Source organism: Amycolatopsis dongchuanensis (assembly GCF_039542405.1).
Taxonomy (GTDB): Bacteria; Actinomycetota; Actinomycetes; order Mycobacteriales; family Pseudonocardiaceae; genus Amycolatopsis_E; species Amycolatopsis_E sacchari.
Window position 1 is genome coordinate 1 of record NZ_BAABIB010000059.1, and the last position, 26,181, is coordinate 26,181.

Genomic DNA, 26,181 nt, shown 5'->3' on the forward strand with positions numbered 1-26,181 from the left:
CCACCTGCATCCGCCGATCCTCGCGGACCGCGGACATCCCTGAAAGGTAGGGCGGCATGACCCGCGTGGCGTTCATCGGCCTCGGCACGATGGGTGAACCGATGTCCCGCAACGTGGCGAAGGCCGGCTTCCCGTTGCTGCTGCACGACGTCGACCCCGCCCGCGCGGCGCGGCTCGCCGCCGAGTACGGGGCGAGCGTGGCGACCGCGGTGAGCGACTTCGCCGAGGTGGACTGCGTGGTCACCATGCTGCCGACGAGCGCGCTGGTCACCAGTGCGCTGACCGGGGACTGGCCGGACGGCGGGTCCGTCGCCGGGGCGCTGCCCGAGGGCGCGGTGGTGATCGACATGAGTTCGTCGAACCCGCTGGAAACCAAGGTGCTGTCGGAAGAACTGGCCGGGCACGGCGTCCGGCTCGTCGACGCGCCGGTCTCCGGCGCCGTGGAGCGAGCTCGGGCCGGGACGTTGTCGATCATGCTCGGCGCCGACGACGAGGACGCCGTAGCCGTCGCGGTCCCGGTGATCGAGGCGATGAGCGAGCGGATCTTCCGCACCGGCGGCGTGGGCACGGGCCACACGATGAAGGCGCTCAACAACTACGTCGCCGCGGCCGCCTACACCGCGGCGTCGGAGGCGTTGCTCGCCGGGCAGCGGCAGGGGCTCGACCCGCAGCTGATGGTGGACATCCTCAACGCCTCGACCGGCCAGAGCTTCGTGACCACGCACGTGCTGGGGCCGCACGTCGTGCAGGGTCTACACGCGTCCGGTTTCGCGCTGCCGCTGATGACGAAGGACGTGGGCATCGCCAAGGAGGTCACGCACGCCGCCCTCGGGGCCGCGCCGGTGTGCGACGCCGTGCACGGCAGGCTCGCCGACGCGCTGGAGGCGCTGGGCAACGTCGACCGCACGCTCGCCTTCGAGCACTGGAAGCGGCGCGCGGAGTAGCCGCCGCGACGGCCGCCGTCCGAAGTGGACGGCGGCCGTCGTCATGCCGACAGGTCGCGGTACCGCGCGGGCGGCACGCCGTAGCGTGCCTTGAAGGCACGGCTGAAGTGGGCCGGGTCGCCGAAGCCCCAGCGCCGCCCCACCGCCCCCACGGGCTCGCCGGCCCGCAGCGGGTCGGCGAGTTCACGGCGACAGCGTTCGAGCCGCCGGCTCCGGATCCAGCCGGTCACGGTGTCTCCCCGGTGGCTGAACAGGTTCTGCAGGTACCGCGGGGAGACGTAGTGGGCCTGGGCGATGCGGCCGAGCGAGAGGCCGGGGTCGGACAGGTTCGCCTCGATCCAGTCGAGTACGTCCTCCAGCGTCGGCACCCGGTCCCGGCGCCCGCGGTGGGGCCGGCCCTCCAGCACGTCCGTGAGCAGGGTCGTGACGAGGTCGAGCGCGTTGTGGGCGAACCGCAGCGCCTGCGCCTGCGGCAGGTCGAGCACCGTGTCGGCGAGCGTGCGGAGGAACGGGACGACGAGCCGCCCCGAGGGGCCGCTGCCGTCGATCCGCACCGCCGTCACCTCGCGCAGGCTCCCCGTGCCGAGCCCGATCGCACTGCGGGGGAAGGCGAACACCAGGCAGCGGATCGTGTCGTCGAACGCGAGCGTGTACGGCCTCGCCGTGTCGTACACCGCGACGTCGCCCGGGGACAGGACCGCCTGGCGCCCGTCCTGCACGATGAGGCCACCACCGCCGAGCTGCACGCTGAGCTTGAGCAGGGCCGGGTCGTCCGGCGAGATCTGCGACGAGGCGCGGATGACGCGGTGCGAGTCGGCGGTGATCTCCGAGACCGAGACGTCCCGCAGCACGCGCTCGCGCAGCGTGCCGGTGAACGCCGCGCCGTGCTCACTCACCAGGCGCACCGGGACGAACCGGTGCCCGAGCATGCGTTTCCACTCGTCGAACCCGGACGCGTGCCGGACCCCGTCCTGGCTCGTCCCGCTTCCCGTCGGCAGCGTTGCACCGTCCACGACCCGCTCCTTCGCGACGTGACCCTCATCCTTCACGATCTCATATACGATCTGGAACCGGAAGGCCCGTGTCCCGCACCTGGTCCACGGCCGCCGCGATCATCGCCTTCGCGCGCTCGGTGAGCCGGACCTCCCGGGGCCACGCCATCCGGATGCCCACCCCGGGCACCTCCGGGGTGATCGTTCGCGGCGCCACCGGCAGGCCCTCGTAGGACAGGTCCACCGCGGGGCGCTGGACCAGCACCGCGTAACCGAACCCGCGGGCCACGAGCGAGCGGGTGAGTTCGAAGTCGGACGTGCGCTGGGCGATGCGCGGGGTCAGCCCGGCGCGCTCGAACAGCGACAACGTGTGCTGTGCCGCGGGCGGCAGGTCGAGCAGGATCATCGGCTCCGTGGCCAGTTCCGCCAGCGTCACGGCGTCCTGTGCGGCCAGCGCGTGGTCCGAGGGCAGCAGCGCGTACGCCGGGGTGGTGGTGAGCAGCACCGAGTCGAGCCCGGGCGGCAGCGCCATGTCGTAGACGACTGCGAGGTCGAGCTTGCCTTCCAGCAGGAGGTGGGGCAGCTCGGCCTGGCTGCCCTCGACGAACGTCAGCCGCACGCGCGGGTGGTGCACCGCGAACCACTCCAGCAGACCGGGCACGATCGTCGGGGAGATCGTGACGTAGCAGCCCAGCACGAGCGGGCCCGACAACTCCCGCCCGCCACTGGGGGCGGCCAGCTCCAGCTCGTCGGCGGTGTGCAGCAGCTCCGCCGCCCTGGCGCGGACGAACGAACCGGTCGGCGTGAGGCTGACGCCGTGGGCCTTGCGGCGCACCAGCAGCTGGGTGCCGAAGATCCGCTCCAGCTCGGTCAGCGCGGCGGCCACGGCGGTCGGGGACACGTGCAACCGTTGTGCCGCCCGGGAAATCGAGCCGACCTCGGCGACCGTCACGAGGTACTCGAGCTGCCGCAAGGTGTAGTGCGCCATTGCACACCTCACTAGTGGAAGTTGCGAAGTTCTTTGAACTTTACCTGCGCTGTCCGCCGCGAACACACTCTAGGCGAACGCGGGAGCCAGCGGCGGTCCCCGCGAGGAGGGACGAGTCGACGATGACCGTGGAGCTGACCGGCGCGCGTCCGGTACCCGTGGCCGACTGGGTCACCATCGCGGACCTCTACCGCGACCCCTATCCCATCTACCAGCGGCTCCGGCCCGAGTCTCCGGTGCACTGGGTGCCCGCCGTGAACCGCTACCTCGTGGTCCGCTACGCCGCGTGCCACGAGATCGAACAGGACCAGGAACGGTTTTCCGCCGACGAAACCGGCTCGCTGATGAAGCGCGCGATGGGCCACAGCATGCTGCGCAAGGACGACCCCGAGCACGACGTCGAGCGCCGGTCCTACGGCGGGGTGCTGCGGCCCAAGGCGATCAAGCAGCACTGGCAGGCGGTGTTCGAGGAGAACGCGGAGACCTGCTTGCGGCGGTTCCTCGACCTCGGGCCGGGGGCCGACCTGATCGAGCACTTCGCCGCCCCGTACGCGGCCGAGAACCTCTGCCGCATCCTCGGTTTCCGCAATGCCACCCAGGAGGACCTGCAGCGCTGGTCGCAGACCCTGATCGACGGCACCGGCAACTACGGCGACGACCCGGAGGTGTGGGCGAAGGCGGAGCGGTCCTACCGGGAGGTCGACGAGGCGATCGACGAGATGCTGCCCTACCTGCGGGAGCACCCGGACGCGAGCCTGCTGTCGGGGTTGTCGGGGCTGCCGATCCCGCTGGAAGCGGTGCGGGCGAACCTCAAGATGACGATCGGCGGCGGGCTCAACGAACCGCGGGACGCGCTGGGCACCACGGTGTGGGCGCTGCTGCGGCACCCGGACCAGCTCGCCAGGGTCCTCGACGGCGGCCGGTGGTCCGACGCGTTCGAGGAGTCGATCCGGTGGGTCGCGCCGATCAGCATGTACCCGCGCGAAGCCACGGCCGACACCGTGCTCGACGGGGTGCTCGTGCCGCGGGGCGCGCGCCTGGGGGTCGTGGTCGCGGCGGCCAACCGCGATCCGGAGGTGTTCGCCGATCCCGAGTCCTACGACGTCGACCGCCCGCGGCAGCCGCACCTCGCTTTCGGCGGTGGCAACCACTTCTGCGCCGGGGCGTGGGTCGCGCGGGCGTCGGTCGTGGGGGTGGCGTTGCCGAAGTTGTTCGCGGAGCTGCCGGGGCTGCGGCTCGACCCGGACGCCCCGGCGGTCGCCGGTGGCTGGGTGTTCCGCGGGATGCTGCGCCTGCCCGTGCGGTGGGGCTGAAAGGGGAGTTGCGATGCCGAAGGTGACCTACCACCAGCTCGCCGGGGACCCGGACGTGCTGGAGGTGCCCGCGGGCACCAACCTGATGCGTGCCGCCGTGACGAACGGCGTGCGCGGGATCGTGGGGGAGTGCGGTGGCCAGGCGATGTGCGCGACGTGCCACGTCTACGTGCGTGAGCCCTACCTCGGCCGGCTGCCGGAGATCGGCGAGGACGAGGAGGAGATGCTGGAGTGCACCGCCGCGCCGCGCGACGAGCGGCGCAGCAGGCTGGGCTGCCAGGTGACCGTGGGGGACGGCCTCGAAGAGATCGAGGTCGACGTCCCGGAGACGCAGGTATGACGGCGATCGTGGTCGTCGGCGGGGGACAGGCCGGGCTGCAGGCCGCCGACGCGCTGCGGGCCGGCGGCTACGGCGGTGAGCTGGTCGTCGTCGGCGAGGAGCCCGACCCGCCGTACCAGCGGCCGCCGCTGTCGAAGGACTACCTCGTGGCCGAGGCGGACCCGTTGCCCCTGCGGGGCGCGGCCTTCTTCGAAGGGATCACGTACGCCGGCGGTGCCCGGGTACTGGCCGTGGACCGCGATCGACGGGAGGTCGAACTGGACGACGGCCGCCGGATCGGGTACTCGGCGCTCGTGCTCGCCACGGGCGCGGTGAACCGGACGCTCCCCGGGGCGGACCTCGCCGGGGTGCACGGGCTGCGCACCCTCGCCGACGCCAGGGCGTTGCGCGCGGAGCTGGCGGATGCCCGCTCGGTGGTGGTGGCCGGTGCGGGGTTCATCGGGCTGGAGTTCGCGGCGGCCGCGCGCGCACGGGGGCTGGCGGTGACCGTGCTGGAGGCGGCGGAGCGCCCGCTGGCCCGCGCGGTGTCGCCGGTGATGTCGGACTTCCTCGCCGGGGCGCACCGGTCGGCCGGGGTGGAGCTGCGGCTGGGCGAGGGCGTTTCCGCGCTCGAGGGCAGCGGCGGCCGGGTGCGTGCGGTGGTGGGGACCAGCGGCGCGGTGCTGCCGGCGGACGTGGTGCTCGTCGGCGTCGGGGTCCGCCCGCGGACGGAGCTCGCGGAGGCGGCGGGCCTGGCGGTGGACGACGGCGTGGTGGTGGACGAGTACCTCCGCTCGGCCGACCCCGCCGTGTACGCCATCGGTGACTGTGCCCGTTTTCCCTGCCACCACGCGGGAGTTCCGGCGCGGCTGGAGTCGGTGCAGAACGCCGCCGACCAGGGGCGGCACGTGGCGAAGGTCCTGCTCGGCACGCCGGAGCCCTACCGCGAGCTGCCGTGGTTCTGGAGCCACCAGGGCCCGGTGCGGCTGCAGATCGCGGGCCTCGCGCAGGCGGCGGACACCGCCGTGGTGAGCGGGGACGTCGCAAGTGGACGGTTCTCGGTGCTGCGCTTCCGGGAGGAGCGGCTGGTCGCGGTGGAGTCGGTGAACCGGCCCGCCGACCACCTCGCCGCCCGGCGGCTGCTGGCGGCCGGAGGGTCGCTCAGCCCGGCGGACGCCGCGGCGCCTTCGTTCAGCCTGAAGGAGTTCGAGGCACGGGGTCGCGCGGCGGTGGGGTAGTCCCCGGGGCCGAGCACGAGCGCGATCTCCCCTTCGACGCCGGGCAATCGCGTGCCCTCGCGGCCCGCCGTGCCAAGGGCTCAGTCCGCGGCCGCGCTTTCCCGGCTGTACCGCACGAACGCCTCCGCCCGGCGGGTGAGGTGCGTGTGGCGGGGCCAGCCGAGCACGACCGGCACCTCGCGGCCGGGCAGTTCGGCGATCTCCTTGTGCACCACGCGCAAACCCTCGTAGGTCCGGTCGTTGGGCGGGCGCTGCATGATGATCGCGTATCCCAGCCCCCGGCCGACGAGGGCGCGCGCGGTCTCGCCGTTGCGGGCGCGGTAGCGCACGACCGGGGTGATCCCGGCTTCGTGGCACAGCCCCAGCGAGTGGTCCGGACTCGGCGGTTCCTGCAGCAGCACCATGGGTTCGTCGGCGAGGTCGTGCAGCGCGACCACCGGTTCCCCCGCGAGGCGGTGGTCCGCGGCGAGCATGACGTGCGGGCGCATCCGCGCCAGCTCGACCACCTGGATGTCCGGGGTGAGCGAGACGTCGTAGAGCATGACCAGGTCCAGCTTCCCGGCGAGCAGACGCTGCTGCAGCCCCGTCTGGTCACCCTCCTCGAAGTCGATCGTCACGCCGGGATGCCGGTCCCCGAAGCCCTGCAGCAGTCTCGGCAGGAACACCGGGGCCAGCCCCATGAAACAGCCCACGGACAGCACACCGGACAGCGGGCCGTCCACATTGGCCAGTTCGTGCTCCAGTTCGCGCGCCTGCCGCAGCAGGGTGCGCGCGTGCCGGAGCAGTTGCGTGCCCGAGACCGTCAGCGTGACGCCGTGTGCCTTGCGCCGCACGCACAGCTGGACCTTCAGCGCCCGTTCCAGTTCGGTCAGCGCCAGCGAGACCGCCGACGGCGAGACGCGGAGCCGTTCGGAGGCCCGGCTGACCGTGCCCTCCTCGGCGACCGCCACGAAGTAGGCCAGCTGGCGGAGCGAGTAGCCCGGCGGCTTCTGCGGTTTTTCCACGGTACCTCCGCACAACTGTGTGCTTTACCTGTGGTTATGGCCGCTGTCACTGTAAAACACGTGAGTTCATCGGAGAACCGCCCAGCCCCGGCGCTGGCCGGCGTGCGGGTCCTCGACCTGACCCACCAGGTCGCCGGGCCGTCGGCCACGCTGGCACTCGCCTTCCTCGGCGCCGACGTGGTGAAGGTCGTACCACCAGGCGACCGGTCCAGTTACGACGCCACCCCCTTCTACCTCAACAACGCGAGCAAGCGCTCGATCGCGATCGACCTGAAGTCCGAGGCGGGGCACGACCTCGCCCTGCGCCTCGCGGACGCCGCCGACGTGTTCGTCGAGAACTTCAGCCCCGGCGTCGTGGACCGCCTCGGGCTGTCCTACGACGTGCTGAGGGAACGCAACCCCCGCCTCGTCTACGCGCAGATCAAGGGTTTCGCGAGCGACTCGCCGTACGCGAACTTCCCGAGCTTCGACCCGCTCGTGCAGGCCGTGTCCGGCGCCTCCAGCATCACCGGCGATCCCGGCGGACCGCCCATGAAACCCGGACCGGACGTCGGCGACACGGGGACCGGGATGGTCGCCGCGGTCGGCATCCTCGCCGCCCTCTACCAGCGGACCGCGACGGGGGAGGGGCAGCACCTGGAGCTGGCGATGGCCGACCACGTCGCGACGTTCCTGCGCATCCACTACGGCTGGCCGGTCGAGCGCGACCTCGACACGCCGCGGTTCGGCAACGGGCCGCCGTTCCTGGAGACCACCGCGCCGTCGGACATCTACCCGTGCCCGCCCTTCGGTCCCAACGACTACGTGCAGATCCACTGCGGCAACGACAAGCAGTGGCGGCGCTTCGCCGACGCGATCGGGCGGCCGGAGCTGAAGGACGACCCGCGGTTCGCCACGATGGCCGGCCGCGGTGAGCACAAGGCCGAGATCGACGCGATCGTGACCGAGTGGACGTCCACGAAGGACAAGGTCGAGGCGATGGTGATCCTCGGCGAGGCGGGGGTGCCCGCCGGCGCGGTGCGGACCACCGGGGAAGTGCTGCGTGACCCGGACCTGCGCAAACGGGGGATCTTCGTGCCCGTCGAGCACCCGGTGTACGGCGAGGTGCCGATCCCGGCGTGGCCGGTGCGGATGTCGGGTTCGCCGGTCACCGTCACGCCGCCCCCGGAGCCGGGCCGGCACCGGGCCGAGGTGCTGCGGGACTGGCTGGGCGAGGAGGTGGGCTGATGCGCCGCGAGGTCGCGATCACCGGGATCGGGCAGAGCGAGTTCAGCAAGGCCTCCCCGCACCCGGCGTGGGAGCTGGCGCTCCAGGCCATCCTGGGCGCGCTCGCCGACGCCGGGGTCGAAGCGTCCGAAGTGGACGGTATGTGCCGGTTCGCGCCCCCATTCGAGCCGGTGAGCGAACCGATGGTGGTGCGGGGGCTGGGGATCCGCGAGCTGTCGTTCTTCGCCGAGTCCCCGCTCGGCGGTGAGGCGCTGGGCGCGGTGATCGCCCACGCCGCCGCGGCGGTGAGCACCGGGCTGGCGAACGTCGTCGTGGTCTACCGGGCGCTCAAGCAGAGCGGCGGCGCCCGGTTCGGGCGGGCCGACCAGGGGCCTGGCGGCGCGGCCCCGGCCGGTGAGCACGTGCTCGTGCCCGAGGACGAGAACCGCTCGTTCGCCTGGCCCTACGGCCTGCTCTCGCCCGGGCAGCTGTTCGCGCTGTGGGCGGCGCGGTACCGGTACGTCCACGGCCTGCGCGAGGAGGACCTGGCGCGGGCGCTGGGCAGCGTCGCGATCCAGCAACGCCGCTACGCCAACGAGAACCCGGCGGCGCTGATGCGGGACCGCGTGCTGGACTGGGACACCTACCTCGGCGCGCGGATGATCAGCCGCCCACTGCGGCTGTTCGACCTGTGCCTGGAGAACGACGGCGCCTGCGCGCTCGTGCTCACCTCGGCGCGGCGGGCGCGGGCGCTGCGGGAGGACCCGGTGTACGTGCTGTCGGCGACCCAGACGCTGGCGCCCTACCGCGAGCCGATGGGCCTCTACACCGACGACCTGCTGGAGTCCTTCCCACCCGCGGCGGCGGAACGGCTCTACCGCACCGCCGGTGTCGGCCCTCGCGACATCGACTTCGCCGAGCTGTACGACGCGACGTCGTTCATGACGGTGAAGGGCCTGGAGAGCTACGGGTTCGTGCCCGAGGGCAGTGGGTGGAAGCACGTGACCGAGGCCGGGATCGGCCCGGACTCGCCCCTGCCGGTCAACACGCACGGAGGGCACCTGTCCGAGGGCTACCTGCACGGGATGAACGGCGTGACCGAGGCGGTACGGCAGCTCCGCGGAACCGCCGTGAACCAGCTGCGTGACCCGGAGGTGGCGCTCGTGGGCGCCCCGTCGGGCAGCGCGATGATCCTGAGCAGGTGAGGGCGAAATGGCCATCCTTCCCGTTCCCGGTGAGCTGACCGCGCCCTACTGGGAGCACGCGCGGCGGCACGAGCTGGCGCTCCAGCACTGCCGGTCGTGCGACCGCTTGTGGCACCCGCCGCTGCCGCGCTGCCCGCACTGCCACTCCGCAACCCTGGACTGGCACAGGGTTTCCGGCCGCGGCACCGTCTACAGCGCCACCGTGGTGGAACACCCCACCCACGCCGCGCTCGCCGATCGCGTCCCGTACGTGGTCGCGCTCGTCGAGCTGGCCGAAGGCCCGCGCGTGGTCGCGAACATCCGCGGCTGCGAGCCGGACGAGGTCCACATCGGGCAACCGGTGCGCGTGACGTTCGAGGACGTCACCGACGAGATCACCCTTCCGCAGTTCACCGTCGAGCGTTAGCGGAGTCGAAATCATGAGAAAGCGTATTCTCCTGGCCGTGGCCGCCGTGTTCGCGGCCACCGCGTGCGCCAGTGGCGGAGCGTCCGGCGGTTCGGCCGGCTCACCCGTCCTGCTGGCCGCGATGGGGCCGAATTCCGGCCCCGAGTACAACCCCGGTCCCCAGAGCACGCAGAACCAGTACCAGGCGCTGGCCGACGCGTGGAACGCGCTCGGCGGCATCAACGGCCACCCGATCAAGCTGGAGTTCCACGACACCCAGTCCTCGGCACAGACCGCGGTCACGATCGCGCAGAAGGTCCGTCGCAGCGGCGCGAAGGCGTTCTTCAGCTGCTGTTTCGCCGCCGAGAGCCAGGCGGCCAACACCCCGCTGGAAAACAGCGGGCCGGTCACCTTCAACGCCGCCTCGCCGCTGCCGACCCCGGCGAACAGCTACATCTTCGACGCGGCCGCCCCCGCCAGCACCGGCTACACGGTCATCCAGAAGTTCCTCGGCCTCAAGCAGTGGAAGCGCGTCGCGCTGATCACCGACACCACGCCCGGCGAGGACGCGGCGCGCGACGCCATCAGCGCCGGGCAGGGCACCTACGGCTACCAGCTGGTGACCAACCAGATCTTCGACGTGAGCGCGACCTCGGTGGCCACCCAGGTCGCGCAGGTGGCGCAGTCCCAACCGGACGCGATCGTGCTGTTCTCGACCGGACCCCAGGTGGCGACGGTGTTCTCCGCGCTGCGGGCGGCCAACCTCGCGAACGTGCCGGTGGTCCTCGCCGACGGCGAGCTGAACCGGGCCATCCTGGCCAAGTTCGCGGACTCCTTCCCCGCCGAGGTCTACGCCCCCGCCGCCTACTACCTCGTCGCCCCGGCCGACGTCACCGGCGACAACAAGGCCGTGCTGGACCACTTCCTCAAGGCGCAGGGCTTCGCCGACGGCCAGAACGACAACGTCGCCTCCTACCTGGTGGACGACTTCGGCGTCGTGGTCCACGCCTTGCGCGCACTCGGGCCGGACGCGAGCAACGAGAAGATCCGCGACTACATCCAGAACCTCAAGGGCTACCAGGGCGTCGGCGGCACCTACAACTTCTCCCCGTCCGACCACCGCGGCACCCGCGGCGACGATTGGGGCGTGGTGCGCATCGAGGGCGGCACCCTCGCCATGAAGCCGGTCACCAACGCCGGCGTGACCGCGCTGGCGGGCTGATCATGGGCGGCTTCCTCGGCATCCTCATCGCCGGTGTCTCGGCCGGCGCGATCTACGCGCTGTGCGCGCTCGGGTTCACGCTCGCGTTCAACTCCTCGGGCGTGCTCAACATGTTCCAGGGCGTGTTCATCGTGCTCGGCGGGCTGCTCACCTACACCGGCGTGCACGACTGGCACCTCGGCGTTCCGCTGGCCGTGCTGTGCGCCGTGCTCGTGGTGACCCTGCTGGCCGCCGTGTGCCAGGTGGTGGTCGTCGCGCCGAACCAGCACCGGCTGTCCCTGCAGAACGTGCTGCTGGTGCTGCTCGGCGGGCTCATCCTCACGCAGGGCGCGGCGACGATGATCTGGGGTCAGTTCGCGTACTCGCTCGACCCCTTCAGCGCGAAGGCGAGCGTCGTCGTCGGCGGGCTCGCGGTGCCCACCCAGGTGCTGTGGATCCTCGGCGCCACCGCCGTGGTGTGCCTGGTGCTGCTGGGCGTGCTGCAGCGCACGAACCTCGGCCGCGGCCTGCGGGCGCTCGCGGAGAACCCGTGGGGCGCCAGGGCTGTCGGCATCAGGGTGGGCAGGCTGTCCCTGCTGAGCTTCGCCGCGACCGGCACGCTGGGCGCGCTGGCCGGGGCGTTCGTCACCCCGTACCTGTCGGTCACCGTCGGCGGCGCGACGAACTTCACCGTCATCGGCATCATCGCGATCTCTCTCGGCGGCTTCGGCTCGTACTTCGGCGCGATCGTCGGCGGGCTGGTGCTGGGGCTGGTGGAGACGTTCGCGACGGCGTACGTGTCCTCGCTGTTCGGCCAGTCGGTGATGCTCGTGGCGCTGATCCTGATCCTCGCGGTGCGGCCCGAAGGGCTGCTGAGGGTCGTCCGGCGGGTCCGCGCCGACACCGTGGCGCGGGTCGCGGTGTCCTATGTGGAGCGGGCACCGAAGGCGCTCGGCCGTCCGGTGCTGGCCGCGCTCACGCTGCTGATGGCGCTGCTGCCGCTGTTCGTGCCGGGCGAGGCGGTCTACTACGTCAACATCATCGGCATCACCGCGCTCGCGCTCATCGGGATGGACGTGCTGCTGGGCTACCTCGGGATGCTCAACCTCGGGCAGTCGGCGTTCATGGCCGTCGGCGGGTACACCAGCGCGCTGCTGATGGTGCTGCGCGGCTGGTCCCCGCTGCCCGCGCTGCTGGCCGGTGTCCTGGCGGCGGTCGCGGTCGCGGCGGTGTTCTCGCTGGTCACGCGGCGGCTTTCGCCGCACTACCTGGCGATCGTGAGCCTGGCGTTCGCGTTGCTGGCACAGGCGCTGGCCGGGCAGCTGACGGTCACCGGCGGCACCGCCGGGCTCAACGGCATCCCGCCGTTCTCGGTCGGCGGTCTGACCTTCGACACCGACACCGGCTTCTACTACCTGGTGTGGGGCCTGGTCGCGGTGTTCGGCTTCGGCACGCTCCTGGTGGTCCGCGGCCGCACCGGGCGGGTCATGAAGGCGATCGCCTTCGACCCGGGCGCGGCCTCGGCGCTGGGCGCGGACGTCCGCCGCTACCGGCACTGGGCGCTGCTGTACTCGGCGGTGCTCGCCGGGCTGGCCGGGGGCCTGTACGCGATGTACTTCCAGTTCCTCGCACCGAGCATGGTCGGGATGAGCCTGTCGTTCACGCTCATCGTGAGCACGGTCGTCGGCGGGTCGGGCACGCTGCTCGGCCCGATCCTCGGCGGCGCGCTGTTCACCTACCTCGCCACCGCCTCGCAGTCCTTCCAGACGTGGGCCACCGTCGCGCAGGGCGGGCTGATCATCCTCGTGCTGTCCCTGGCCCCCGCCGGCCTGCTCGGCAGCGTGCTCAACCTGGTCGGCCGCCTGCGCAGGCCCGCTCCCGCACCGGTCGCCGCGCCGGAGGAGGTGCTCAGCCATGCCGCACGGCCTTGAGGTCCGCGGGCTCGCGAAGTCCTACGGCGGGGTGCGCGCCGTCGACGGGGTGTCGTTCGCCGCCGCCGCGGGCCGGATCACGGGGCTCGTCGGCCCGAACGGCGCGGGCAAGACCACCGTGCTCAACCTGCTCACCGGCGTCGACCGGCCCGACGCGGGCGAACTGCTGCTCGACGGCCGCCCCGTGGAAACCCGGCAGCCGCACCGGATCGCCCGCCTCGGCATCGTGCGCACGTTCCAGTCGGCGCGGGTCTTCCCGAACCTCGACGTGCTCGACAACGTGCTCGTCGGCGCCGACTGCGGGCGGCAGCGGGACGGGGCGACCGAGCGGGCGCGCGAGCTGCTCGACGTGTTCGGGCTGGGCGCTCGAGCCCGGGACCGCGCGGCGGACCTGTCGTCCGGCGCGCAGAAGATCCTCGAACTGGCGCGGCTGCTGCTGGCCCGGCCCAAGGTGATCCTGCTCGACGAACCCGCCGCCGGGCTGTCCGAGCACGAGACGCAGCGGCTCGCCGACACGCTCGTCGCGGCCCGCGACGCCGGGCTGACCGTGCTGCTCGTCGAGCACAACCTGCGGCTGGTGATGGGGGTCTGCGAGCACATCGTCGTGCTCGACGCGGGCAAGGTCATCGCCACGGGATCACCGGAGCAGGTGCAGGCCGACGCGGCGGTCCGGCAGGCGTACCTGGGAGGTCAGCGTGTTGCAGGCTGAAGGCGTCTGCGCCGGTTACGGCACGGGCGACGTGCTCACCGGGATCGACGTCACCGTCGAGCCGGGCACCGTCACGGCACTCGTCGGGGCGAACGGCGCGGGCAAGACCACGCTGCTCAAGACGCTCACCGGGCTGCTGCGGCCCCGGCGGGGTCGGGTCGTCGCCGACGGCCGGGACGTGACGGAGCTGAGCTGCTCCGCACGGGTACGGGGCCCGCGGATCGTGATGGTGCCCGAGGGACGGCAGATCTTCGGCGGCCTCAGCGTCGAGGAGAACCTCGCGCTGGGCGCGTGGACCGGCCGCGATCGGAGCAACTGGGACCTGGTGTGGGAGCTGTTCCCCGCGCTCACCGAGGTCCGCGCCCGCCCCGCCGGGCTGCTTTCCGGCGGGCAGCAGCAGATGGTCGCGCTCGGCCGGGGCCTGCTGGCCGCGCCGCGGTACCTGCTGCTCGACGAACCGTCGCTCGGGCTGGCCCCGCTGGTCGTCGACTCGATCTTCGAGCGCATCCGGCTGCTCGCCGGCACCGGGATCGGCGTGCTGGTGGTGGAGCAGAACGCGACCGTCGCACTCGCGGCGGCCGAACGGGGTTACGTGGTCGAAGGCGGGCGCATCGCCGACGAGGGCACGGACCTGCTGGACAAGCCGGAACTGGTGGCGCGGTTCTTCGGCACGCGGGGCGTCATCCGCGGCAGTGGCGCCGGACTGGGAGGACAACTGTGGAGACGATGACGATCGGCGGCCGCGCCGTCGAAGGCGCGGGCACGTTCGGGGTCGAGAACCCCGCGACGGGGCGGGTGTTCGCCCAGGCGCCCGAGTGCTCGCCGGAGCAACTCGACGAGGCGCTGCACGCGGCGGCGGACGCGTTCCCGGCCTGGCGGTCGGACGAGGGCGCTCGGCGTGATCTGCTGCGGGCGGCGGCGAAGCGCGTCGAGGACGCGGCTGACGAGCTGGCCGCGCTGATCACCGCCGAGCAGGGCAAGCCGCTCGCCGACGCCCGCCTGGAGGTCCAGGGCACCGTCGCGGGCCTGCGGTTCGTCGCGGACCTCGAGGTGCCGCGCGAGGTGCTGGCCGACGACGGCCAGGCGCGCGTCGAACTGGTGCACCAGCCGTTCGGGGTGGTCGCGGCGATCACGCCGTGGAACTTCCCGGTCGCGATCGCGGGGCTCAAGCTCGGGCCGGCACTGCTGACCGGCAACACGGTGGTGCTCAAGCCCTCCCCGTTCACGCCACTGTCCACTTTGCACCTGGGCGGGCTGCTGCGGGACGTGCTGCCGCCCGGGGTGCTCAACGTCGTCAGCGGCAGCGACCCGCTCGGCGCGCGCCTGATTGCGCACCCGGTGCCGCGCAAGATCTCCTTCACCGGTTCGGTCGCCACCGGCAGGAAGGTCGCGGCCGCCGCGGCGGACGACCTCAAGCGCGTGACGCTCGAGCTCGGCGGCAACGACGCGGCGATCCTGCTCGACGACTTCGACGTGGACGCGCTGGCCGACCGGCTGTTCTGGGGCGCGTTCCTCAACTCCGGGCAGGTGTGCGCCGCGATCAAACGGGTCTACGTGCCCCGCCGCCTGCACGACGTGGTGGTGGACGCTCTCGCGGACCGGGCGCGCTCGGTCGTGGTGGGGGACGGAACCGCCGAAGGGACGCGGCTCGGCCCGCTCACCACTCGCCCGCAGTTCGAACGCGTGTCGGAACTGGTCGCGGACGCGCTCGCCCGCGGCGCGACCGCGGTGACCGGAGGCGGCCCGCTGGACCGCGAGGGCTACTTCTTCCAGCCCACCATCCTGCGCGACATCGACGACGGGGTCCGGCTGGTCGACGAGGAGCAGTTCGGCCCGGCGCTGCCGGTGCTCGCCTACGACGACGTCGAGGACGCGATCCGCCGGGCCAACGCCACGCACTACGGCCTCGACGGGTCGGTGTGGAGCGCCGACCCGGAGCGGGCCGCCGCGGTCGCGGAACGGCTGGAATGCGGCACGGCGTGGCTCAACACCCACGCGCTGCCGCATCCCGCGGTGCCGTTCGGCGGCTGGAAGCACAGCGGGCTCGGCGTCGAATCGGGCGTGCCGGGGCTGGTCGCGTTCACCGAGTCCAAGGTGCTGTACCGGGTGAAGGGATAGGACATGCTGTCAGGGAAGGTCGCGCTGATCACTGGCGCCGCGCGCGGGCAGGGCCGTTCGCACGCGGTGCGGCTGGCGCAGGAGGGCGCCGACGTCATCGCCGTCGACGCGCTCACCACGCCGCCGTGGATGACCTACGAGCAGGCCGGCGCCGACGACCTCGCCGAGACCGTGCGGCTGGTGGAGAAGGAGGGCCGCCGCATCGTCGCGCGGCAGGCCGACGTCCGGGACTTCGCCGCGCTGGACGCGGCCGTCGCCGAAGGGGCCGCGGAGCTCGGCGGGGTGGACATCGTGTGCGCCAACGCCGGGATCTTCCCGCCGGGCGCGCTGACCTGGGAGATCGACCCGGGGCAGTGGCGGGACGTCGTGGACGTCAACCTCACCGGGGTCTTCCACACCGTCAAGGCGGCGATCCCGCACCTGCTCGAGCGGGGGCCGGGCGGGTCGATCGTGCTCACCAGCTCCGGGGCCGCGCTCATCTCCGGTTCGCACTTCGCCGACTACTCCGCGGCGAAGGCGGCGCTGCTCAGCCTGAACCGGACGCTCGCCTACGAGCTCGCCCCGCACTTCATCCGCTGCAACGCGATCTGCCCGACGTCGGTGGACACACCGATGATCCACAACGACAACCTGTACCGGATGCTGCGCCCGGACCTGGCCGAGCCGGGGCGGGACGACATCAAGGCGCCGTTCCGGGAGAAGAACCTGCTGCCGGTGCCGTGGATCGAGCCGGGCGACGTGAGCAATGCCGTCGTCTGGCTGGCGTCGGAGCAGGCGCGGTACATCACGGGCGTGACGTTGCCGGTGGACGCCGGCAACGCACTGAAATGCTGAGGTGAGCATGCGTACGCGAGCGGCAGTGCTGTGGGAGGCCAGGACCGACTGGAAGGTGGAGACGATCGACCTGGACCCGCCGCGGGCGGGTGAGGTGCTGGTGCGGATCGTCGCCGCCGGGATGTGCCACTCCGAGGACCACCACGCGACCGGGGACGTCCCGTTCACCGCGCCGATGATCGGCGGGCACGAGGGGGCCGGCGTCGTCGAGGAGACCGGGCCGGGGGTGACGTCGGTGGCGCCGGGGGACCACGTGGTGTTCTCGTCGCTGCCCAGCTGCGGGCGGTGCCCGTCGTGCTCGGTGGGCCGGCACAACCTGTGCGACCTGGTGATGCACATCGGCGCGGGGCGGCAGCTGTCCGACCACACCGCACGCCACCACCTCGGCGGCGAGGACCTGGCGATCAACTGCTTCCTCGGCGCGTTCGCCGAGCACACCGTGGTCAACGAGATGTCACTGATCAAAGTGGACAGTTCGCTGCCGCTGGAGAAGCTGTGCGTCCTCAGCTGCGGGGTGCCGACCGGCTGGGGGAGCGCGGTGTACGCGGGGGAGGCGAAGCTCGGGGACGATGTGGCGGTGGTCGGCGTGGGCGGGCTGGGCTCGGCCGCGGTGCAGGGCGCCAGGAACGCCGGCGCGCGGCGGATCTTCGCGATCGACCCGGTGGAGTGGAAGCGTGAGAAGGCGCTCGGCTTCGGCGCGACCCACACCGCCGCGGGCGTGGCGGAGGCGTTCGACGTGATCCAGGACGTCACGTGGGGCCGGATGTGCGACGTGGTGGTGCTGACCATGGGCGTCGGCCGCGGTGGGCTGATGGCCGACGTGATGCGCCTGGCGGCCAAGCGTGGCCGGGTGGTGGTGACGAACATCCACCCGGCCGACGAGATCGACGTCAGGCTGAGCATGAACGACCTGATCCAGATGGAGAAGCGGATCCTCGGCGCGATCTTCGGCTCGGTCAACGCCCGGCGCGACATCCCGGCGCTGATCGAGTCCTACCGCGACGGCCGCCTCGACCTCGATGGGATGATCACCCGGGAGTACCCGCTCGACGAGATCAACCAGGGCTACCGCGACCTGCGTGCGGGCCGCAACATCCGCGGCGTGCTGCGAATGGGCTGATGCCGCCCCGGCTCGGGCGGCGAGGCTGCGAAATGTGGCTCGGGTTGTGAAGATCCGACCTTGAGGTCCTCCTTCGCGGGCGTCGACCTGTGTTTGCCGCTCGCTTCGGCCGGTAGTACGCCACGCCGCCACATTCCAGCGCGGCTCGCGATCTCGTCGCCCGGCGGCTCCCGCGGCCGGGGCAAGTGCTGGAAGGCCAACCTTGACGGGCCGTGAGATCGCGTGCTTTAGTCATGTAACTAGCTACTGTAACTAGTTACATCCCGCTGAAGAGAAGGGATCGGCTCATGGCCGAGCAGGTCGTTGTCATCGGTGCCGGGATCTACGGCGCCGCGGTGGGCGCCGAACTGGCGCGGCGCGGTGCGCGGGTCACGGTCGTCGATTCGGGCGCGCCCGCGGCCGGGACGTCGGGTGCGACCTTTTCCTGGACGAACTCCAACGGCAAGCAGCCGCGTGCGTATCACGAGCTCAGCATCGGCGGGATGCGGGCACACCGGCGCCTCGCCGGGGAAGTGGCCGGCAGCGACTGGTACCACGAGGGCGGCAACCTGGAATGGGGCGATGACGAAACCGAACGGGAACAGCTGCGGCGCAAGGTGGATTCGGTTCTCGAGTACGGATACGAAGCCCGCTGGCTCACCCGCGCGCAGGTGCTTCGCCTCGAACCCGACATCAACCCCGCCGAACTCCCCGCCGACGGGATCGCCTATTTCCCGTCCGAAGGCTGGGTCGAACCGGCTCGGCTCATCGGACACCTGCTGTCCACAGTAGACATCGAGCGGTGCTGGCACGACGCGGTCACCGGTATCGACGTGGCCGGCGGCCGGGTGCGGTCGGTTCGGCTCGCCTCGGGACGACGGCTGCCCGCCGACGCCGTGGTGAACTGCGCCGGCCCGGCGGCGGCGCAGGTCGCGGCGCTCGCCGGGCTGGAGCTGCCCATGAACAACACGCGCGGGGTGCTCATCTACACCTCGCCGGTCGCGGTCTCCGTCGCCCGGGTCGTGCACGCTCCGCGCGTCCACCTCCGGCCGGACGGCGGTGGGCGGTTGCTGCTGCATACGCACGAACTCGACGACGCGGCGGACGGCGCGACCGTGGACGAGGCCGCGGTCGAGAAGGTCGTCGAGGCCGGGTGCGCGCTGTACCCGGGAATCCGGGCGGCGAGCGTCGAGAGCGTGCGCGTCGGCGTACGACCGATCCCCGCTGACGGCCTGCCGGTGCTCGGCCGCGCGCGCCAGCTGCCGAACTTCCACTTCGCCGTCTCCCACAGCGGGGCGACGTTGAGCTTGCACGTGGGTGCCCTCGTCGCGGCGGAGGTGCTGGGCGAGGACCGTTCCGAAGAGCTGGCGCCGTTCCGGTTCGAACGATTCTGAAGGAGGACTTGTGGCGACGACAGTCCTGCACGGCTGCGACCTCATCGACGGCACCGGCGCGGAACCGCGGCACGATGTCGACATCGTGCTCACGGACGGCATGGTCCGGGAGATCGTGCCCACCAGGCCGGCGGAAACCTACGGCACGGTCACCCTCGTCGAGGCCTCGGGCCAACTCGCGATTCCCGGCCTGATCAACAACCACACCCACGGCACCGCCTACGGCCCGCTGTTCCCCAGCGGTCACCAGGCCTTGCCGCCCGAACAGGTGCGGGCCAACCTCGACCGGCATCTGCTGGAGGGGACGACGACCGTGCTGTGCGTGGACGGGTTCGTCACCGCCGAGGGGCTCGCGCGGACCAACGACGACCACCCGCTCACCGTCAAACTGGCCTCCTGCAACACCCCGGCCTGCCTGGAAGCGGCGACGGTCGCGGACGGCGGTGGCCTCACCGGCGAGGCGCGTGCGTTCACCGCGCGTCAGGCCGTCGAAGCGGGGGCCGTCGCGCTCGGTGAGATCGGCGCCGGGCACACCCTCGGCGGCGGGGGAGCGAGCTACCTGTACATCCCGGCCGAGGTAGCCAGGCGCACCGGCGTGACGATCACCGCCCGGCAGGCGGACGCGCTCAAGGTCGCCGTGCTGGGCAGGCACATCTCGGCCTCCTCGTTCGACAAGGACGCGGTCGAGGAGGCGCTGGAGGGAGCCGGCCTCACCGGGAAGTTGTCCGTCGAGGAGGTCCGGGAGATGGTCTCGGACATCGTGCTGCCCGCCTTCGACATCGCCCTGCACGGGCTCGCCGAGGCCGCGGACTACGCGCGCCGGGTGGAAGTCCCCGTACTGGTGCACAACGCGGCGGCGTCCATGACGCAGGTCGCGGCCATCGCCAAGACCGGTGTGCCGCTCATCGCCGGGCATTCGAACCATTCGAGTTTCGAGCTGCGGGAGGCGCTCCAGCACGCCGAACGGCTCAAAGAACTGGGTGCGACCATCGACTTGTCCACTTTGGACACCTTCGGGGCGCGGCGGCTGACCAACGGACCGGAGCTGCTGTACGCGATGTTCGAGGCGGGGCTCGTCGACACGATCTCGACCGACTACGCGGGCGGGCACCACGACCCGATCCTCCTCGCGATCGATCGGGCCGGCAAGGCCGGTGTGGTGCGCCTCCCCGCCGCGATCGCGATGGCCACCGCCCACGTCGCCGACGCCGTTCCCGGAGTGGCGCCACGACGGGGGCGTGTCGTCCCGGGCGCGGTCGCGGACCTCGTGTTGACCGACCCCGTGGAGCTGCCGCGCGTGCGGACGGTCATCATCGGCGGCGAGATCGTGGTCCGCGACGGCGCACGCGCCTGACCGGCGGGAAAGGACGAGACGGTGAAGCGAGCGACCATCGGCGACGTGGCGGCGGCGGCCGGGGTATCGGTGGCGACGGTGTCGCGGGTGCTCAACGGCGGTGCCGTCCGGCAGGCGACCGCGGCCAGGGTGTGGGAGGCCGTCACCAGCCTCGACTACACGCCGAACGCCCTCACCAAGAGCATCTTCGCCGGGCGTTCGAGCACCATCGGCGTGGTCATCGACGATCTGACCAGCCCGTTCTACCTCGACCTGATGCGCGGGATCGACGAGGTCGCCTCCGCCAACGGCAGCCTGGTCATGTTCGCCAGCACCTTCCACGACCCCGGCCGCGAGGTCGCGCACGTGCGGACGATGGACGAGCAGCGGGTGCGCGGGCTGGTCGTCACCAGCGGCGCGTCCACCGACGAGCGGACGCGCCGGATGGCTGAAGGGGGCACGCCGTGCGTCATCATCGCGCGTTCGCTGCCGCAGCCGCCGCCGCACCTGCATTCGGTCAAGCTGGACAACCGGGCAGCCGGCCGGATGATGGCCGAACACCTGGTCTCGTGCGGGCGCCGGTCGATCGCGGTGATCTCGTCGGGCCCCCGGCCGTCCCACACCGAACGGATCGAGGGGCTGCGGCGGGGACTCGGCGAGGCGGGTCTGGCGCTCCCCGACGACGCCATCGCCTCGGCGGACGCCAACTCGGAAGTGGACGAAGCGATGGCGGCGTTACTGGTCCGCCGTCCGGACGCGATCGTCTGCCTCACCGGCCGCCGCACCGTCGCGGTCCATTCCGCGCTGGCCGCACGCGGGCTCCGCTTTCCCGACGATCTCGCCTTCCTCACGATGGACGATTTCGCCTGGGGCCCGGCGTTGGGCATCACGGTGATCGCGCAACCCGCCTACCGGATGGGGCAACGAGCCGCCGAGCTCATCGTCGAGAACCCGAACCGGGCCGCGCGCCTGACCTTCAAACCTGAACTCATCACCCGCACTTCGTGTGGCGAGAAGGGCTGACCTCGGGTCCTGCCACCGACGGCGAAAGCGCCGAACGCATTCCAGAAAGGGGCGATCCATGCCCGTCGAAAAGCGTGAAAAAATTGTCGCCAGAGAACCAGGGCAGTTCGCGGTGCGCATCGGTGGCGCCGCCGGTCAGGTGATCGAGTGGTACGATTTCACCATTTACGGCTATTTCGCCGTTTACCTCTCGGCTCAGTTCTTCCCGGCGAAGAACGACGTCGCGAGCTTGCTGGCCACCTTCGCCGGCCTGCTTTCGACCTTCATTTCCCGGCCGCTCGGGGCGGTCGTCCTCGGCCATTTTCGCGGACCGGCTCGGGCGGCGCAGGATCCTCGCGGTCACCGTCTTCGGCGCGTCGGGTGCCGTCGCGATCATCGGGGTGCTGCCCCCGGCCTCCTCGATCGGCGCGGCCGCACCCGTTCTCGTGGTGCTGTGCCGGCTGGTCCAAGGGGTGTTCGCGGGCGGCGAGGTACCCGCGGCGGGCTCGCTGGTGCTCGAGCACAGCGCCCACGGCCGGCGCGCGTTCTCGGCGAGCTGGGTGCAGGTCGGCGCCACCGCGGGGAGCATCCTCGCCCTCCTGGTCGCGACTTTGCTGTCGTCGACGCTGTCCCATGACTTGATGGGCTCGTGGGGCTGGCGGATCCCGTTCCTCATCGCGGCTCCGCTGGGCGCGGTCGGCTGGTTCGTGCGCTCCCGCCTGACGGAGACGCCGCAATTCCGCAAGATCGAGGAGGAGGGCGCCGTCGCCCGCGCGCCGATCGTCGAACTGCTGACGAACAAGGAACATCTGGGCCGGATGCTCCGGCTGCTCGGGATATTCCTGTGCGGCAGCTTCTTCGCGTTCTACGTTTTCCTCACCTATGCCCCGACGTACCTGATCAGCCATACCCGGATCGGGACGGGTTCGACGTTCCTGAGCGCGCTGATCGCGCAGTGTTTCATGATGTGCGTCATCCCCCTTTCCGGCCGGCTCGCCGACCGGGTCGGGCGCCGCCCCGTGCTGTTCGCGGCACAGGTCCTGTTCATGATCATGGCGGTTCCGGCGTTCCTGCTCATGGGCCGGGGTACGTTCGGCTTCGTGCTGCTGGCGCAGCTCGCGATCGTCATCCCGATCGGGCTGCACCAGGCCGTCCAGCTCCCGGTCATGCTGGAGCTGCTCCCGACCCGCGTCCGGGTCAGCGGTGGCGGGCTCGCGTTCGCGATCGCGTCGGCGCTCTTCGGTGGTACGGCGCCGATTTTCGCGGTGTGGCTCGTGGGCCGGACCGGAACCGGGACGAGCGTCGCCATAGCCGTGGTCGTGGCGGCGGCGATCAGTTTCGCCGCCACCGCGCTGACCCCGGAAACCGGCCGTCGCGAGCTGGCCTCCTAGACCGCCGGCTCACCAGGGCAGTCTGCCGTTGTCGTCGAAGAAGCCGCCCGTCGGACACTCCCGCCCGAGGGTGGCCAGCCGCACCACGATCGCGGCGCCCTCGGCCGCGGTCCGGGTCAGCTGGAACGGCAGGCCCTTGGCGAAGTCCGTGTCACACGCGCCAGGCGCGACCGCGTTCACCAGGATCCCTTCGCGTGACAGCGCTTTCGCGTACTGCACCGTGAGCATGTTCAGTGCCGCCTTCGATACCGGGTAGCCCAGCGAACCCGGCATCCGGCTCAGGTAGTGGGTGGCATCGGTCGTCCACCCCATCGACGCGGTGCCGCTGGAGACGTTCACGATCCGCGCCGCGGCCGAACGGCGCAGCAGCGGGAGCATCGCCTCGGTCACGGTGACGACACCGAACAGGTTCGTCTCGAACACCGCCCGCAGCCCGTCGAGGTGGGCGGAGCCCGGCGCCTGCGCCGCGAGGTCGCCGGCGATGCCGGCGTTGTTGACCAGGACGTCGAGGCGGCCGAACCGCTCGGCGATCTGCTCAGCCGCCGCGCTCACCCCGCGTTGGTCGGTCACGTCGAGGCCGATCGGGTGCGCGGTACCACCCGCCGCGTTGATCTCGGCCACCGCCTCGGCGCCCTTCTCCGGGTCCCGGGCACCGACCACCACCGTCATCCCGAGCTCCGCGAGCCGGCCCGCGACGGCCCGCCCGATCCCCTTGTTCGCCCCCGTCACCAGGGCAATGGTTGCGTCATCACTCACATGATCAGCGAACCACCCGTCGTCCCCCTGGGCCAGGACCGGCTTGATCTCGCTCGATACCCTCGTTGTATGGACGTCCAGACCCGGGAACTGCGCTACTTCGTCGCGGTCGCCGAGGAACTGCACTTCGGGCGGGCCGCCCAGCGGCTGGGCATCGCCCAGCCACCCCTGTCCCGGGCGATCCGCCTGCTCGAACAGCGGATGGGCCTCACCCTGCTGGACCGCACCAGTCGCGGGGTCCGTCTCACGGCGGCCGGGGAGGTGTTCCTGGCCGAGGGACGCGTCGCGCTGGATGCCGTGGCCGCCGCGGTGCGCCGCGCGCGAAGGGCGGCGGCCACCACTCCGCGGCTGGTCCTGGCGCTCAAACCCGGCAGCGACGCCGACCTGTTGCAGCCGATCCTGGACCGCTACGCTGCCACCCCTGGCGCCGTTCCGGTCGATCTCGCCTTCAGCGTCGGCGAACGCGCCGCGATGGTCCGCGACGGCCGCGCCGACCTCGCACTGCTGCACCGGCCGCAGACCGACCTGAGCGGCCTGGACAGCGAGGACCTCCACGTCGAAGGCCAGGTCGTGGTGCTTCCGGAGGGTCACCCCCTGACCGCCCGCACCGAGGTGTCGATGGCCGACCTGCGCGGCGGCATCCAGCCCCGCTGGCCGGAGTCCCGCCCCGAGGTGACCGGCCCCCTCGTCAGCGACACCGAGCAACTGCTGCAGCTCGTCCGGCTCGGGCGGATGGTCGCGGTGCTCCCGGAATCGATCCGTGATCGTCTGCCACCCGGTACGGTCAGCCGTCCCGTCGTCGACGCCGAGCCGGCTACCCTCGTGATCGCCTGGCACCGGGAGTCCACCTCTCGCCAGGTCGCCGCCTTCATCCGCGCCGCGACCTCCGTCAAGACCGAGCTGGAACAGGTCTGACAGGTCACGGCCGGAACACGGCAGAAACCTTGGCTGTGGGGTCTCAAGAGTCAGCCACGATGGTTCCGGGCTCGTCCGCTGACGCCGCTCGGCAACGTCTGGAGGCCGCGGAGGCGAAGCTGCAGCGGCTGCGGTCAGCGATCGAGGCAGGAGTTGATCCGGCCGCGCTGGTCGAAGCGATCAACGACGCGCAGGCGCAGCGGACAGTCGCACGGTCCGAGCTCGACGGGGCGCTGAGACGGAACCTGCTGGCAGCCGCCGAGGTATACGCGATGGTCGACTCACTCGGCGACGTAGGCCGGGAGCTGAACAGGGCCAAGCCGGAGAAGCTGCAACAGCTGGTACGAGAAGCTCGGCCTGGAGATGGTCTGCATCCGTCCCGCCCGTAGGGTTAGTACCGGTGTCCGAGGGGGAGTTGCACACTAACCACACGACTTGGGCTGTCCAGATGAGACACGGCCGATTACATCCATGACGGGCCGACTACGCTCGCAGCTTCCGACGACCTTGCGGGGGAGCGCCTCATGCTCGATGATCCCGGCCCGCTCGGCGCGGGACCACCCCCGCTCGCGCGGGGACAGCAGGAAGCCATGGGGTTTCCTCACCCTCCCGGGCGGACCACCCCCGCTCGCGCGGGGACAGCACTTCTTGAACAGGGCGTTTGTGAATCGAAACGATGTTACGTCGGCGGGAGGCCTTTGCGGAAGGTGGCAGTTGTAGCCGCGCCGGTGGTGACGCCTCCTTCGCGCGCTGCTTCATTGGGTACCCGAAGCGACGGCGACGATGGACCGGACGGCGGCGTCGTCTTGCTGCTGTCGGGCACGTCCGCGAAGACGGAGATGCCGACTTCGCGGAGGTGGCAGGCGATGCGGGCAGCCTGGTCGGTGGTGAGTTTCCCCGTCGTCGATGCGCCCCACTGCCCGTCGCGTGCTCGTTCGAGGTGACGGCGGGCGCGCCGGACGGAGTCCAGAGTGTCCCGCGCGGGTCCGGGCAGGTCGGCTGGAGGTCAAGCGCACTGGTCGCACGCGACCTTGCGCGACGGGCGCCGGGGGGACGGTGAGCTGTTGAGTTTCGTGGTGCGCGCCAGCCGCGAGGCGAACATCTTCCATTTCGGCGACTCGGCGCTGCGCACCCCCAAGGCCGGGCCCTCGGGTTCACCGTGCGCGGCTACGTGCAGGAATCGGCCAAGGAGACCGTACCGGTGCGGGAGCTGTTCCCCGCCAGACTTGAGCACCTGCGCCACTGCGCAATCGATGTTCAGTGGCGATTCCAGGAGTGGGGGGCGAAGACTCAGCTTGCCGGATTCGGCGCACCTCTTACCGCCAAGGCGAGCATGCCGGCCGCCATCGACGTTGAGGCGCAGGGGCGGTTCCCGTGCTGTGGTGCGAGGAGGAAGCCCTGCCTGTCGCTCTCCGCCGGGCACCGATGATCGCGGGTCAGGCTTACGTGGCAACCGGTCCGGCTGTCCGGTTTCTTGTTACACCGGTGGGAAACAAGCCACCGCCGCTACCAACACGTACGACATCTCCGCGTCATGTGGCTGATCATCGGCGCGCCTCATGCTGAGCACATGATCACGCGCCGGGCTTTGCTGAAGTCGATCGGAATCGCCGGTGGTGCGGGGATGATGTTCGAGTCCATGCAAGCATTGGGACTCACCGCGCCCGCGATCGCCGCCGCGGACTACCAGGCACCGGCCCGTGGTGGCGGGCACACGAAGGTCGTCATCCTCGGTGCCGGGATCGCCGGCCTCGCCACCGCGTACGAACTCGGCAAGGCTGGCTACAACTGCACGATCCTCGAAGCGAAGAACCGCGTCGGCGGGCGGAACTGGACAGTCCGGGGTGGCACGACCGAGACCGATCTCGACGGCTACAAGCAGACCGCGCGCTTCAGCGAAGGCC

General features: G+C 71.5%; 26 protein-coding genes. 21 read left to right on the plus strand and 5 right to left on the minus strand.

Annotated features, from left to right (window positions below; all coding sequences use genetic code 11):
- Positions 1-56 precede the first annotated feature (56 nt).
- Complete coding sequence (locus ABFX51_RS13125) at positions 57-944, plus strand: NAD(P)-dependent oxidoreductase (protein WP_346053820.1); 888 nt, start codon at positions 57-59, stop codon at positions 942-944.
- 41 nt (positions 945-985) lie between these two features.
- Here ABFX51_RS13125 and ABFX51_RS13130 read toward each other — a convergent pair whose 3' ends face one another.
- Positions 986-1,957, minus strand: a complete 972-nt coding sequence (locus ABFX51_RS13130) for an AraC-like ligand-binding domain-containing protein (RefSeq protein ID WP_346053821.1) — start codon at positions 1,955-1,957, stop codon at positions 986-988.
- A gap of 40 nt (positions 1,958-1,997) precedes the next feature.
- Positions 1,998-2,924 (minus strand): LysR family transcriptional regulator, encoded by a 927-nt coding sequence (locus ABFX51_RS13135; protein ID WP_346053822.1) that lies wholly within the window; start codon positions 2,922-2,924, stop codon positions 1,998-2,000.
- Positions 2,925-3,046: 122 nt separating this feature from the next.
- On the opposite strand from ABFX51_RS13135, the gene ABFX51_RS13140 reads away from it, so the two are divergent.
- From ABFX51_RS13140 to ABFX51_RS13150, 3 genes are read left to right on the plus strand one after another with little or no spacing between them, the layout of a single operon-like run.
- Positions 3,047-4,237, plus strand: a complete 1,191-nt coding sequence (locus ABFX51_RS13140) for a cytochrome P450 (protein WP_346053823.1) — start codon at positions 3,047-3,049, stop codon at positions 4,235-4,237.
- Between the two features lie 13 nt (positions 4,238-4,250).
- On the plus strand, positions 4,251-4,577 hold the full coding sequence (locus ABFX51_RS13145) for a 2Fe-2S iron-sulfur cluster-binding protein (protein WP_091504247.1): 327 nt from the start codon (positions 4,251-4,253) through the stop codon (positions 4,575-4,577).
- Positions 4,574-5,794 (plus strand): NAD(P)/FAD-dependent oxidoreductase, encoded by a 1,221-nt coding sequence (locus ABFX51_RS13150; RefSeq protein ID WP_346053824.1) that lies wholly within the window; start codon positions 4,574-4,576, stop codon positions 5,792-5,794. The genes ABFX51_RS13145 and ABFX51_RS13150 overlap by 4 nt, the downstream gene beginning before the upstream one ends.
- Before the next feature lie 80 nt (positions 5,795-5,874).
- On the opposite strand, the gene ABFX51_RS13155 is transcribed toward ABFX51_RS13150, so the two are convergent.
- Positions 5,875-6,798 carry a LysR family transcriptional regulator gene (locus tag ABFX51_RS13155; protein ID WP_091504245.1) on the minus strand — a complete coding sequence of 308 codons (924 nt, stop codon included), beginning with the start codon at positions 6,796-6,798 and terminating at the stop codon, positions 5,875-5,877.
- 60 nt (positions 6,799-6,858) lie between these two features.
- Here ABFX51_RS13155 and ABFX51_RS13160 point away from each other — a divergent pair, with 60 nt between their 5' ends.
- The 13 genes from ABFX51_RS13160 to ABFX51_RS13220 all read left to right on the plus strand — a co-directional run bounded on the left by ABFX51_RS13160 (position 6,859) and on the right by ABFX51_RS13220 (position 21,236).
- Positions 6,859-8,025: a CaiB/BaiF CoA transferase family protein gene (locus tag ABFX51_RS13160; protein WP_346053825.1), complete on the plus strand. Its 1,167-nt coding sequence runs from the start codon at positions 6,859-6,861 to the stop codon at positions 8,023-8,025.
- A complete protein-coding gene (locus ABFX51_RS13165) occupies positions 8,025-9,209 on the plus strand; it encodes a thiolase C-terminal domain-containing protein (protein ID WP_346053826.1) in 1,185 nt (394 codons plus the stop codon). Before ABFX51_RS13160 ends, ABFX51_RS13165 begins: the two co-directional genes overlap by 1 nt.
- A 7-nt stretch (positions 9,210-9,216) precedes the next feature.
- Positions 9,217-9,615: a Zn-ribbon domain-containing OB-fold protein gene (locus ABFX51_RS13170; RefSeq protein WP_346053827.1), complete on the plus strand. Its 399-nt coding sequence runs from the start codon at positions 9,217-9,219 to the stop codon at positions 9,613-9,615.
- A 13-nt stretch (positions 9,616-9,628) separates the two neighbouring features.
- On the plus strand, positions 9,629-10,816 hold the full coding sequence (locus tag ABFX51_RS13175; RefSeq protein WP_346053828.1) for an ABC transporter substrate-binding protein: 1,188 nt from the start codon (positions 9,629-9,631) through the stop codon (positions 10,814-10,816).
- A 2-nt stretch (positions 10,817-10,818) separates the two neighbouring features.
- Positions 10,819-12,726 carry an ABC transporter permease gene (locus ABFX51_RS13180; RefSeq protein WP_346053829.1) on the plus strand — a complete coding sequence of 636 codons (1,908 nt, stop codon included), beginning with the start codon at positions 10,819-10,821 and terminating at the stop codon, positions 12,724-12,726.
- Positions 12,710-13,435 (plus strand): ABC transporter ATP-binding protein, encoded by a 726-nt coding sequence (locus ABFX51_RS13185; RefSeq protein WP_346053830.1) that lies wholly within the window; start codon positions 12,710-12,712, stop codon positions 13,433-13,435. The genes ABFX51_RS13180 and ABFX51_RS13185 overlap by 17 nt, the downstream gene beginning before the upstream one ends.
- Entirely contained in the window at positions 13,422-14,165 is a 744-nt protein-coding gene (locus ABFX51_RS13190) for an ABC transporter ATP-binding protein (protein ID WP_346053831.1), read from the plus strand. The genes ABFX51_RS13185 and ABFX51_RS13190 overlap by 14 nt, the downstream gene beginning before the upstream one ends.
- Complete coding sequence (locus ABFX51_RS13195; RefSeq protein ID WP_346053832.1) at positions 14,162-15,553, plus strand: aldehyde dehydrogenase family protein; 1,392 nt, start codon at positions 14,162-14,164, stop codon at positions 15,551-15,553. The genes ABFX51_RS13190 and ABFX51_RS13195 overlap by 4 nt, the downstream gene beginning before the upstream one ends.
- A 3-nt stretch (positions 15,554-15,556) precedes the next feature.
- The gene (locus tag ABFX51_RS13200; RefSeq protein ID WP_346053833.1) at positions 15,557-16,387 is read left to right on the plus strand and encodes a mycofactocin-coupled SDR family oxidoreductase; all 831 of its coding nucleotides are present in this window, start codon (positions 15,557-15,559) and stop codon (positions 16,385-16,387) included.
- A 7-nt stretch (positions 16,388-16,394) separates the two neighbouring features.
- Entirely contained in the window at positions 16,395-17,507 is a 1,113-nt protein-coding gene (locus ABFX51_RS13205; RefSeq protein ID WP_346053834.1) for an NDMA-dependent alcohol dehydrogenase, read from the plus strand.
- Positions 17,508-17,794: 287 nt separating this feature from the next.
- Positions 17,795-18,880, plus strand: coding sequence for an NAD(P)/FAD-dependent oxidoreductase (locus ABFX51_RS13210; protein ID WP_346053835.1), 1,086 nt, complete (start codon positions 17,795-17,797; stop codon positions 18,878-18,880).
- Positions 18,881-18,890: 10 nt separating this feature from the next.
- Entirely contained in the window at positions 18,891-20,234 is a 1,344-nt protein-coding gene (locus ABFX51_RS13215) for an amidohydrolase family protein (protein ID WP_346053836.1), read from the plus strand.
- A gap of 21 nt (positions 20,235-20,255) precedes the next feature.
- A complete protein-coding gene (locus ABFX51_RS13220; protein ID WP_346053837.1) occupies positions 20,256-21,236 on the plus strand; it encodes a LacI family DNA-binding transcriptional regulator in 981 nt (326 codons plus the stop codon).
- Here the strand turns inward: ABFX51_RS13220 and ABFX51_RS13225 are convergent.
- Complete coding sequence (locus ABFX51_RS13225; RefSeq protein ID WP_346053838.1) at positions 21,205-21,612, minus strand: hypothetical protein; 408 nt, start codon at positions 21,610-21,612, stop codon at positions 21,205-21,207. The two genes, ABFX51_RS13220 and ABFX51_RS13225, sit on opposite strands and share 32 nt — an antisense overlap.
- Between ABFX51_RS13225 and ABFX51_RS13230 the strand changes: the two genes are divergently transcribed.
- A complete protein-coding gene (locus tag ABFX51_RS13230) occupies positions 21,566-22,606 on the plus strand; it encodes an MFS transporter (RefSeq protein ID WP_346053843.1) in 1,041 nt (346 codons plus the stop codon). The genes ABFX51_RS13225 and ABFX51_RS13230 overlap by 47 nt on opposite strands.
- Before the next feature lie 9 nt (positions 22,607-22,615).
- Here the strand turns inward: ABFX51_RS13230 and ABFX51_RS13235 are convergent, their stop codons facing one another.
- Complete coding sequence (locus ABFX51_RS13235) at positions 22,616-23,335, minus strand: SDR family NAD(P)-dependent oxidoreductase (RefSeq protein ID WP_346053839.1); 720 nt, start codon at positions 23,333-23,335, stop codon at positions 22,616-22,618.
- Positions 23,336-23,431: 96 nt separating this feature from the next.
- Between ABFX51_RS13235 and ABFX51_RS13240 the strand changes: the two genes are divergently transcribed.
- The 3 genes from ABFX51_RS13240 to ABFX51_RS13250 all read left to right on the plus strand — a co-directional run.
- Positions 23,432-24,277, plus strand: a complete 846-nt coding sequence (locus ABFX51_RS13240; RefSeq protein ID WP_346053840.1) for a LysR family transcriptional regulator — start codon at positions 23,432-23,434, stop codon at positions 24,275-24,277.
- Between the two features lie 59 nt (positions 24,278-24,336).
- The gene (locus ABFX51_RS13245; RefSeq protein WP_346053841.1) at positions 24,337-24,666 is read left to right on the plus strand and encodes an HlyD family secretion protein; all 330 of its coding nucleotides are present in this window, start codon (positions 24,337-24,339) and stop codon (positions 24,664-24,666) included.
- A 1,181-nt stretch (positions 24,667-25,847) separates the two neighbouring features.
- Positions 25,848-26,181, plus strand: a 334-nt coding sequence (locus ABFX51_RS13250; protein WP_346053842.1) for an FAD-dependent oxidoreductase, incomplete at its 3' end; no start/stop codon positions are given.

Bases quoted from the DNA above. Each gene is read 5' to 3' on its own strand.
- ABFX51_RS13180 (WP_346053829.1), top strand. From the start codon at position 10,819: ATGGGCGGCTTCCTCGGCATCCTCATCGCCGGTGTCTCGGCCGGCGCG.
- ABFX51_RS13170 (WP_346053827.1), top strand. From the start codon at position 9,217: ATGGCCATCCTTCCCGTTCCCGGTGAGCTGACCGCGCCCTACTGGGAG.
- ABFX51_RS13185 (WP_346053830.1), top strand. From the start codon at position 12,710: ATGCCGCACGGCCTTGAGGTCCGCGGGCTCGCGAAGTCCTACGGCGGG.
- ABFX51_RS13200 (WP_346053833.1), top strand. From the start codon at position 15,557: ATGCTGTCAGGGAAGGTCGCGCTGATCACTGGCGCCGCGCGCGGGCAG.
- ABFX51_RS13195 (WP_346053832.1), top strand. From the start codon at position 14,162: ATGACGATCGGCGGCCGCGCCGTCGAAGGCGCGGGCACGTTCGGGGTC.
- ABFX51_RS13145 (WP_091504247.1), top strand. From the start codon at position 4,251: ATGCCGAAGGTGACCTACCACCAGCTCGCCGGGGACCCGGACGTGCTG.
- ABFX51_RS13150 (WP_346053824.1), top strand. From the start codon at position 4,574: ATGACGGCGATCGTGGTCGTCGGCGGGGGACAGGCCGGGCTGCAGGCC.
- ABFX51_RS13140 (WP_346053823.1), top strand. From the start codon at position 3,047: ATGACCGTGGAGCTGACCGGCGCGCGTCCGGTACCCGTGGCCGACTGG.
- ABFX51_RS13210 (WP_346053835.1), top strand. From the start codon at position 17,795: ATGGCCGAGCAGGTCGTTGTCATCGGTGCCGGGATCTACGGCGCCGCG.
- ABFX51_RS13245 (WP_346053841.1), top strand. From the start codon at position 24,337: ATGGTTCCGGGCTCGTCCGCTGACGCCGCTCGGCAACGTCTGGAGGCC.
- ABFX51_RS13205 (WP_346053834.1), top strand. From the start codon at position 16,395: ATGCGTACGCGAGCGGCAGTGCTGTGGGAGGCCAGGACCGACTGGAAG.
- ABFX51_RS13165 (WP_346053826.1), top strand. From the start codon at position 8,025: ATGCGCCGCGAGGTCGCGATCACCGGGATCGGGCAGAGCGAGTTCAGC.
- ABFX51_RS13125 (WP_346053820.1), top strand. From the start codon at position 57: ATGACCCGCGTGGCGTTCATCGGCCTCGGCACGATGGGTGAACCGATG.
- ABFX51_RS13135 (WP_346053822.1), bottom strand. From the start codon at position 2,924: ATGGCGCACTACACCTTGCGGCAGCTCGAGTACCTCGTGACGGTCGCC.
- ABFX51_RS13240 (WP_346053840.1), top strand. From the start codon at position 23,432: ATGGACGTCCAGACCCGGGAACTGCGCTACTTCGTCGCGGTCGCCGAG.
- ABFX51_RS13175 (WP_346053828.1), top strand. From the start codon at position 9,629: ATGAGAAAGCGTATTCTCCTGGCCGTGGCCGCCGTGTTCGCGGCCACC.
- ABFX51_RS13225 (WP_346053838.1), bottom strand. From the start codon at position 21,612: ATGATCGCGACGGCACCCGACGCGCCGAAGACGGTGACCGCGAGGATC.